6 protein-coding genes and 2 pseudogenes are annotated in these 9,617 nt (G+C 59.2%); 6 read left to right on the top strand and 2 right to left on the bottom strand.

Annotated features, from left to right (window positions below; all coding sequences use genetic code 11):
* Positions 1-67 precede the first annotated feature (67 nt).
* Together RBB42_RS14365 and RBB42_RS14370 are read left to right on the top strand one after the other, a co-directional pair.
* Positions 68-250: a hypothetical protein gene (locus tag RBB42_RS14365; RefSeq protein ID WP_305971311.1), complete on the top strand. Its 183-nt coding sequence runs from the start codon at positions 68-70 to the stop codon at positions 248-250.
* A complete protein-coding gene (locus RBB42_RS14370) occupies positions 250-1,737 on the top strand; it encodes a sodium:solute symporter family protein (RefSeq protein ID WP_305971310.1) in 1,488 nt (495 codons plus the stop codon). Before RBB42_RS14365 ends, RBB42_RS14370 begins: the two co-directional genes overlap by 1 nt.
* Positions 1,738-1,868: 131 nt before the next feature.
* Here the strand turns inward: RBB42_RS14370 and RBB42_RS14375 are convergent, their stop codons facing one another.
* Positions 1,869-2,279: a DDE-type integrase/transposase/recombinase gene (locus tag RBB42_RS14375; protein WP_371931806.1), complete on the bottom strand. Its 411-nt coding sequence runs from the start codon at positions 2,277-2,279 to the stop codon at positions 1,869-1,871.
* A 189-nt stretch (positions 2,280-2,468) separates the two neighbouring features.
* On the opposite strand from RBB42_RS14375, the pseudogene RBB42_RS14380 reads away from it, so the two are divergent.
* Both RBB42_RS14380 and RBB42_RS14385 read left to right on the top strand, forming a co-directional pair.
* Positions 2,469-2,687, top strand: a pseudogene (locus RBB42_RS14380) (transposase); the annotation flags it as partial.
* Positions 2,688-2,749: 62 nt separating this feature from the next.
* Positions 2,750-3,418, top strand: a complete 669-nt coding sequence (locus tag RBB42_RS14385) for a hypothetical protein (RefSeq protein ID WP_500862292.1) — start codon at positions 2,750-2,752, stop codon at positions 3,416-3,418.
* On the opposite strand, the pseudogene RBB42_RS14390 reads toward RBB42_RS14385, so the two are convergent.
* Positions 3,340-3,931 (bottom strand): annotated as a pseudogene (locus RBB42_RS14390) (IS5 family transposase); the annotation flags it as partial. The gene RBB42_RS14385 and the pseudogene RBB42_RS14390 overlap by 79 nt on opposite strands.
* An 853-nt stretch (positions 3,932-4,784) precedes the next feature.
* Here RBB42_RS14390 and RBB42_RS14395 point away from each other — a divergent pair.
* Positions 4,785-9,059, top strand: a complete 4,275-nt coding sequence (locus RBB42_RS14395) for a calcium-binding protein (RefSeq protein WP_305971309.1) — start codon at positions 4,785-4,787, stop codon at positions 9,057-9,059.
* Between the two features lie 313 nt (positions 9,060-9,372).
* The coding region (locus RBB42_RS14400; protein ID WP_305971308.1) for a hypothetical protein at positions 9,373-9,617 on the top strand (245 nt) is incomplete at its 3' end.

Here is a 9,617-nt window from a genome sequence, read left to right on the forward strand (position 1 = left end):
CCGTGGCGGAGCCCTGCCGGGGCTCCGACCAGAAAAGTATGAGCCAACAACAGGGACATAACGGAAAATGATGCGCAACACGGCATTGATATTACTGGCGATGGTAGTCATCGCCTGTTTCGCCGTGCCCTATCTGGTGATCGGCCAGGTGGCGGCATGGTACGGTAGCTTTCTCTTCTGGACGCTGGCAGGGGTGGCGGTGATCGCCCTCAACGCGGTGGCCATGGCCGGCTTCAAGGGGGACGAGTGATGGATACCAGCTTTGTCATCTGGGGCATCGTGATCTACATCGCCCTGTCGTCGGTCATCGCATGGCTGTCGCGCGGCGGGACGTCCGAAAGCACCTCGACCATGTCGGAGTATTTCCTTGGCGGGCGCGGCATGGGCGGTATCCTGTCGGCGCTGAGCTATTCCGCCACCACCTATTCCGCCTTCATGATGGTCGGCCTTGCGGGCCTGACCTACAAGGGCGGCGTCGGCGCGCTTGGCTTTGAAATCGTCTACTTCGCCGGTGTGTCGCTGGTGGCAATCTTCGGCCCGCGCTTCTGGGCCGTGGGGCGCAAGTACAACTTCGTCACGCCGTCGGAAATGCTAGGCCATCGCTACGGTTCGCGCTGGGTGGCGGTGTTGGCGGGCGTGACCTCGCTGGTTTTCCTGATCCCCTATTCCGCCGTGCAACTGTCCGGGGTGGGCTACCTCTTGTCGGGCATGACCGATGGCGGCATCTCGTTTGGCGCGGGCATCGTGGTGGCGACCGTTCTGGCGATCTTCTTCAGCTACGTTGCGGGCATCCGTTCCGTTGTCTGGACGGACAGCCTGCAGGCGCTGGTGATGATCGTGGCCTCCGTGCTGGTCGGCGTGCTGGTGGTGTCGGAACTGGGCGGCTTCTTCGGCATGTTCGAAACGCTGGCCGAAACGCGCCCCGAGGTGCTGACCGTGCCGGGACCGGGGCTGTTCAGCTTCACAACCTTCCTTGGCCTCGCGTTGCCGTGGTTCTTCTTCTCGATCTCGAACCCGCAGGTGAGCCAGCGTCTGTTCATGCCGGCCTCGCTGGGGGCGCTGCGCCGGATGCTGCTGATCTTCCTGTGCTTCGGTCTGGTCTACACTCTGGTGTCGGTGACCTGGGGCTTCTCGGCGCTGGTCGCCTTCCCCGAGCTGGAGCGCGCCGACCTAGCGACCGCGACGCTGCTGTCCTCGGATTACGTGCCGCCGCTCTTGGGGGTGATCGTGATGATCGGGATCCTGGCGGCCGCCGTTTCCACCATCGACTCCATCCTGCTGACGCTGTCTTCCGTTTTCGCCCGTGACGTCTATGGCAACGTGGCGACCGGGGCCGACGACGCGCACCAGCTGAAGATCGGCAAATGGGTGATCCCGGTGATCTCGCTGCTGGCGCTTGGCTTTGCCGCGATGGAGTTCTCGATGATCGCGATCCTGTCCGTGGCGGCCTCCGCCGGGCTGGTGGTCGTGGTTCCGTCAATCATCGGCGCCTTCTTCTGGAAGCGCGCGACGGCCTGGGGTGCCCTTGTGTCGATCACCGGGGGCGTGGCTTTCGTGCTGATCATGTACTCGACCGGAAACAAGCTCTTCGGCCTGAACGCCGGCGTGCTGGGCTTTCCCTTTGCCTCGATCCTTTTCGTGGTGGTGAGCCTCATGACCAAGCCCTCTTCGACCGCCGTTACCGACGGATTTGTTGAGAGTGAGGCAGAGGATATGGTTGCGCAGCCCGCTGAGTAACCCATTCCTTGCAATGTCTATTGCGCCCCCCGGCAGATCGTTCCTGCCGGGGGGCGTCTTTCCGTATCCTGCCCGCTCCGCAGGTCATGGCCCAGGAGACCTGTCACAACGGACATGAGTTCGGGAGATCTCTACGCGGTTGCATTTCCCTTGCCGTCCAAAGAGATGCGGGAGTCCATCCGCTTCAGCCGGTCGGTCCAGGCGAAGGGTGTAAACTGCGAACTCTGATCGCTATTCATGATCTCGGGCGGGTTGAAGCGGTGGACCGTCTCGTCCAGCGCCTCGACGCAGAAGTCGGATTCGAGGATGTTGGAGATGCGCCAGGCGAGCACCTCGCGGGTGAACCAGTCCATGATGGCAACCAGGTAGAGGAAGCCACGTCGCATCGGCAGATAGGTGATGTCGGCGCATCGGACCTGGTTGGGCCGATCGACCCGTGGCCCACCCAGCAGGTAGGGGTAGGTCTTGTGCCTCTTCGCGGGCTTGTTGGTGTTGGGCTTCTGGTAGATCGGCATCAGCCGCCGGATGCGCTTCACGTTCACGGCGTGGCCCTCGTTTTGCAGGTGCCACGACTCTGTTGCACAAATCGGGTAATGGCCGAGTTTCCCCTTCCCCCGGACGGACCTATCCCACAGCTTCCGTAACGGGTATGCCGAGCGCGGTGTTGGAGTAGCCCCCTGAAAGTGGTCCACCAACTGGGATAGATTGTCCCTTAAATTGGAGGATCAGCGATGGCTGTAAAGCGAGAGAAGCCCGAAGAGATTATATCGAAGCTTTGGCAAGTTGAGGTTTTGCAGGGACAAGGCGCCACGATTGCCGAGGCGGCGCGCCAGATCGGCGTGACGGAGCAGACGTTCTACCGATGGCGGAAGCTCTATGGCGGAATGCAACGGTATCAGTTCGCTCGGCTGAAGGAGCTTGAGAAAGAGAACCCGCGGCTTCGGCGGTCAGCGTGGCGCTCTCGTTGGACAAGGTCACGGCCTACGGCGAGAGGAACTCCGCCCAAAAGGACGTGACCACCGAACTGGATGGTCCGGTCGGGCAGTTCGGCCCGCGACTCTGGGGCATCGCGAAGGGACAGCGCCCTCAGGTTTTCACCGGCTTGGCCCGTCTCGTGCAGGTTACTTACAATGATCGATACCTGCGCAGTCCGTTCACTGCGCGCCTCCTCTTCGAGGCATGGCGCACGCTACCATTGAAAGACTCGGATACGCGGCTGGAGATAGTGACAGAGGCGATTGGGTCGCCCGAACGACCAGGGTTCCTCCTCTGGCACAATTGGGAAACGGATATGCTCCGTCGGGAGGTCCTGTCGGCGCTGCTCCCTGGCGCTTCGGTAATACTCGGAACAAAATCCGATTGCGCCCATGCGCGTTTCTTCCGTTTCCGCTTCGAAGATGGATCGCAGACTTCCCTGTTTCTGGACCAAGGGTTCGGAGCTTGGCGCGAAGCCTCGCGCCGGAGTTCACGGTTCGCTCATGATATCACCCCCGATGCACAGGCCCGTGCGCTTCGGGATTTGCAGTTCGACGTGGCTTTGCAGGACGGCGGACGTTCCCCTTCCCCCGTCTGGCTAACCTACAAGCAGATCGCCGACGAGGCCTTGCGTTGTTTGCGTCTGGGGATGCAAGCGCGTATCCCTTTGTCTTGCAGGGCTTCTCGGAACCAGTCAGCATCGTAGCCCCGGTCGCCGAGCAACCATTTGACATTCGGCAGGCTGCTCAACAGCGCCCGCGCACCGATGTAGTCGCTGACTTGCCCGGCAGAGACGAAGGAGTTGATCGGGCGACCGTGACTGTCACAGATGGCGTGCAGCTTGGTGTTCAGCCCGCCCTTGGTGCGCCCGATCAGGCGGCCACGCCCTCTTTTTCGCGCCCAGACTGGACGCGGTACAATGTGCTTTCAAGTAGGTCGCATCGATCATCACCGTCTTCTGCTCGCCATGCTCGGCCGCCAGGCCCGCCATCATCCGCGCAAAGATGCCTTTGTCACTCCACCGCTTCCAACGGTTGTAAAGTGTTTTGTGCGGACCATACTCCTTGGGGGCATCCCGCCAGCGTAATCCATTGCGATTGATGAAGATAATGCCGCTAAGGACGCGCCGATCATCGACACGAGGCTTGCCGTGGGCCTTGGGAAAGAAAGGTTCAAGGCGCGCCATCTGCGCCTCGGTCAACCAGAAGAGATCAGACATGTCACCGCTCCGTTTTCAGAGCCGTGAATCACTCAACGGACCTGAAATCAATGGGTCCTGACACTAGGGGCAAGCGGGAAGCCGTCTTCGGCGACGAGGCGCTGGACGAGACGGTCCACCGCTTCAGTACGCCCGAGATCATGAATGCCGATCAGAGTTCGTAGTTCACGCCCTTCGCTGGAGTTACCAGCTATAACGGATCAGCACCCGGATATCGATGGACGACAAGAGACGCTGCCTCGATAAATTCTTCATCGAGCGCCTCTGGTGACCCTTGAACCATTTATGCGAGTACTTTCACGCTTGGTAGCCCGGCTCGCAAGACAAGCATTGACAGATGAATCACGTTCTACAACCACCAACGGCAACGGGCCGCCCATGGCGGAAAGCGGCCCGCCGTGGTCCACTTCAACCAGATCGAAACCGACCAACGTCGATAAAGAATGGCACTAATAAGTTTGAAAACTGACCAGAGATCGGGGACCGAGGCGTATCTCAAACCGTCTACCAAACTGGTTTCAAAAGACGAATCCTCTCGGCTGTTGCGTAACAAAGCTCAGTTGACACGCCACGGTCCTTTGCCGCAATATTTTCATGTAGGGGTAACAATAATTTCACGACGATTTCCACCTGCGCGAACGACTTCGTGGGGCCTTCACAGCTTTAAGAAACTCGTCGGCTTCTGAAATTCGTCGTATCCATTCGTTCTCGGATGCGATCCGTACCGGTACGCATGTCGTTTGGCTTTTGCGTTAATTTGCGACGCGTGCCGAAGCCACAAATTGGTCCGACATACTTTGAGCCTCGGTGCTTCCTCTCGCCAGCATCGGAGATGCTAGCAGGAGAAAAATTCATGGCAAGGTATGAAGTCACAGGCGAAGCGTTTTCATCCGTCATTATTCCCACCGAAACATTCTTCAATTTCAATACACAAGACACAATCAGCAGGACTGAGACCTCTATTGTGGTCACCTCGGCCGATGGTACCTCGACCCTCGTGGTTACCGGTTTCAGCAACGAAGTGGACGTATGGTTTTCCTCTGATTCCGATACCTTCATTGGCGACACCGGAAACGACGTTTTCTATGGCGATAACAGGCGAACCGACGGAGACGGGAATGTCTCCGGCTTCGGCAATGACACTATGTTCGGCATGGCCGGGGATGACTTCCTGGTTGGCGGGCCGGGCAGCGATTCGATCGATGGCGGCGACGACTACGACACCTACCGCAGCGGCGCCGGTGGTCCGGACCCCGTCATTGCAAACATCACCGACGCATCCTTCAGTTGGACAGACACGGACATCACGGCTGCAGGCTTGGCGCTGGTGCCGCAGCTTGGGATCCAGTCAGCGATTGCAGCCAACACGGTCAGTGACGGTTCGGGGGGGACGGACACCGTGGTCAACGTCGAGGCCGTGATCGGCAGTTCGACAGACGACATACTCGTGACGGCCAGTTACGCCGAGGGCGGTTCGGGCAACGATGCAATCTTTTCCCAGGGATCCCAAGACGAACAGGAAAGGGACCCTTCCACGCACCTCCTCGGCGGAGCCGGGTCCGACCTCCTGGTCGGCAATGAGAGTGACAACAGGCTAATCGGAGGACCCGACGCCGACTACATGGCCGGGCGCGGCGGTGACGACAGTTTCGATTTGGGAGAAGGCCTTGAGCGGACAGGTTCAAGTGGAAACGACACGATTGTCGGCGGGGCGGGATGGGATTCAATCAACGGCATGTCCGGCATTGCTGCCGACGTCGCCGCTAGATTCGCGGTCTACTACAACACGAGCGGTACCGATTTCCTGAAGACCGACCTGATAAGGGCGGTCTCGGAAATATCGGAACTTGCAGCCACCGCACTCAGCCTACGCTTGCTTGACATTAAGGATCTCGTGCAAGCCAACACGATCACCAAGGACGGGTCACCGGACTTAGCGACCGTTTCAGGCATCGAACGGGTCAACGGCCAAAACCTGATCGACGTGATCATCGGCGGCGGAGAAAAAGGTTATCTGTTCGGCTCGGGCAACGACGACGTACTTGTCGCCACCGAAGGGTCATACGAACTGGTAGGTGGCGTGGGCGACGACGTCCTGGTCGGCGCGACAGAGAATGACCGCCTCGACGGTGGTAGTGGCCACGACATCCTGGTTGGTTTCGATGGGGATGACATCCTCCTCGGGGATGGTGTGTCATTCTCTGCGGTTCCGGGCAACGATATCCTGATCGGCGGAGAGGGGAGCGACTTTTTCTCCGGGCGGGGCGGAACCAACACGATCATTGGCGGAGAGGACTGGACCGAAGAGGCGCCAGGGGGAACGGATATTGACGTGGTTTTCTACGCCGGTCCGCGGTCCGCGTACAACATCGAGTACAAGGGGAATGGAACCTGGAAGATATCGACGAAGCCGGGGTCTATATACGAGGCTCAAACCGACACCGTGAGTGAGGTTGAATACGCCGTGTTCGGCCAGACCTCCACTCCCTCTCCGTTCCTGGTGGAAAGGAGAATTTCGGATTTCAAAGCCGACCCCTCGTCGGACCCGGATGTCGTGCCTCTCATGCATCAATTGTATTTGGACTTCGAGACACCGATCCCGGTCAAATTTTACGTTGATCAACTTCCATTTTCGCCAGGAAGCAGTGAGTTTTTGAGTGTTCGGTCCGGGTTTATGGATCCTGCGAATTTTACGCCGGAACAAAAAGACGAGATAGTTCGGAAAGTTCAAGACATATATGACAGCTCTGGAATTTCAATCTTTGTGACACGTTATGCGCCCTCTGAGGGCAGTCAGTATCACACGGTAAAGTTCACATCCGAGAAGCTGGTTTACGATACTGATCTTGATCCGAATGATTTGGGCATCGACGTGCCAAACGGAGATCCCGGCGATGATGGCAGGCTGTATGGAAGAGCATTCTCCGGTGTTGATCTGAAAAACAATATGGGTAATGGGGATGAAGTTTTTGTTTTCATGGATAGTGCCGACCTTGGCCTGCCAGATAGTTTCACCGGCGCCGAAATAACCTTGGGTTGGATCGCCGAGTCGATCGTCCATGAAGCCGGGCACGCGATGGGGCTTGTGCACCGTGAACCACCGTTAGACCCCGATCGTTCACCTGGTTCACCGGACGTCATGGATTACTCCTTTGGCGCTGCAAGACCTGTCATTTCAAATGATCCATTGGCAGGTGACGGGGGTAAGACCCAAAATGGCGCCTATCACATCAGAAAATATGTCCTTCACGAAGATGCGCAAAAATTGCTCGATCTCGGGCTTCAGCCTGGTCAATGGGACGAGTCGTTTTCTTCCGAGTTAAAAATTCGCCTTCGTGGCTTGCCGGACGGGGATTGGCAGATGCAATTCATTCCCTCCACCGGCCCTTTCATAATTGGCGGTTCCGATGTGTGGGTGCCCAGCGGACTCGTGCGGCCAGAAGGCGCGCTCACCACATTTGATATCGCTCCCGGTCAGGTGTTTCGAATAATCGGATTCAACGCTTCTACCGGAAACTACCAGGTTGTTTCTTTTGACGGCGGAACGGGCGCGTCGTCTTTCATTCAAAACGCCGATGAGCTGAGCTTTGACGGAGCCAAGATATACGAGGTCGACCAGGCCACGTCCAACTTGTCCGAAGTGGGCGCTGTATCCCTTGACTCCGTTTCCGTGATTGCAACCGGAGGCTCCGGGGATGACACGATCCTTGGCGGGGCGGGCGCCGACAGCATGACCGGCGGTCCCGGCGACGACCGCTACGAGGTCAACGATGTCGGGGACGAGGTAATCGAGGCCCCGGGTGAAGGTCGGGATGAGGTGCAGTCCTCAATGAACTTCGACCTTTTCACGCGTGCGCCAAACGTCGAAGACCTGACCTTGCTTCCCGCAGGCGATATCAATGGCTTCGGCTCCGGTGACGCGAACATCCTGACCGGAAATGCAGGCGCCAATGTGCTGCATGGTCGAGGTGGCAATGACACGATGGGCGGCGGCAGCGGGCAGGACACGCTGATCGGCGGCCTGGGAGATGATCGCCTAATTGGCAATCTGGGTGCCGAGCGGCTGGACGGTTCGCCCGGTGGCAGCGACACGTTGGATTACGGCTTGGCGGTCGGAGCCGTCCAGGTTCGGCTTTGGAACAACACGGCCTCCGGCGATCCGGTGGCGGCGGGAGACGTTATCCTGAACTTCGAGAACGTCGAAAGCGGCTCGGGCGGCGATCTGATTGTTGGCAATTACCTCGACAACGTTTTGACCGGTAACGCAGGCAACGACACCATCTTCGGTTTGGGTGGGGCGGACGTCTTGCAAGGCGGAGACAATGATGACCTGCTGGACGGCGGCCCCGGCAACGACAGCCTGATTGGCGGGCCCGGGGTGGACGAATTGCGCGGCGGAACAGGCAACGACACGCTCGATGGCGGCAACGGGGCAGATAGCCTGATGGGAGGCGGCGGGGATGACCGTGTTATCGGTGGACTCGGGGCGGAATTTCTGGACGGCTCGCCGGGTGGCGCCGACACCATAGACTACTCGGCGGCCACCGGCGACCTTACTTTACGGCTGTGGAACAACACGGTGGTGGGCGACCCGGTTGCGACGGGCGATACGATCCGAAATTTCGAGAACGCCGAGGGCGGGGCGGGCGAAGACTTGATCGTCGGGAGTTTGCTGGACAACGTCCTGCGCGGGAACGATGGGAACGATTCGCTCTACGGTCTCGGCGGGGTGGACGTGCTGGATGGCGGGCCGGGCAACGACCAACTGCGCGGCGGCGAGGGGAACGACACCCTGTCGGGGGGCACAGGGATGGACCTGCTGATCGGCGGAACAGAGACGGATACATTCCTCTTCTTCTCCATCACGGATGCGGGGCTGGGCACTGCGCGGGATCAGATCCTCGACTTCGAAAAAGGCCTGGATGTCATCGACCTGTCCTCGCTCTCTGTCGGCACTCTAACCTTCGTTGGGACAGGTCCCTTCACCGGAGCCGACCAGGTGCGGCTGTTCGAAACGCCGTCTGGTTCGACCATCGTGCAGATCACCGTGGATGCGGACCTGGGGGCGGATGCAGAGATCAGGGTGGCGAACGTGACGGGCCTGGCGGCTTCAGATTTCGTGCTCTGACGTCTCTGGCCGGTGTTTGGCGGAAGTGGTGACCTGCGGGGCGGCCTTGGCGGTCACCATGGCTGTCCCCGCTTGCGTCTCGCTGATGCCTGCCACCTGATCGACGGTGACGAGAGGAATTGGGTGCCACCATCGCGTAACCCAAAACTTCGGGGCTGGACCGCGTTCCTGACTTTGAGGGTTTGCTCCACCCCGACCGGGCTTGCCCCCTCCTGATCATCGCCATCACAAGGACCACCACATGCTCCCTCCAGCGCATTCCGCTCATGGGACGTCACTTGCTGCCCTGACGTCCTCGCCGGGGGGTACTTCTTTGGTAAAAGATCTCTTTATCAACTTTGTACCCCCCAGCAGCTTCTCCCTCTCTGATACGACAATGGCCGCTGTTCTGGCCGAGCTGGACAGCTATGGCCTGACACTGACGGAGGAAATGGTCGAGGGGCTATACGACCTTGCCCGGTCACTGGAGCTGATGGCTGAGTGTCAATCGGCACGCAATCTTGACCCCCTATCGGCATCCAAAAATGACCCCGTTGGAGCGCACGGTAGCTGGCCCGA

The organism is Mameliella sp. MMSF_3455, assembly GCF_030733205.1.
Classification (GTDB): domain Bacteria; phylum Pseudomonadota; class Alphaproteobacteria; order Rhodobacterales; family Rhodobacteraceae; genus Antarctobacter.

Coding starts and splice junctions, on each gene's coding strand:
- RBB42_RS14365 (WP_305971311.1), top strand. CDS start 68: ATGATGCGCAACACGGCATTGATATTACTGGCGATGGTAGTCATCGCC.
- RBB42_RS14370 (WP_305971310.1), top strand. CDS start 250: ATGGATACCAGCTTTGTCATCTGGGGCATCGTGATCTACATCGCCCTG.
- RBB42_RS14395 (WP_305971309.1), top strand. CDS start 4,785: ATGGCAAGGTATGAAGTCACAGGCGAAGCGTTTTCATCCGTCATTATT.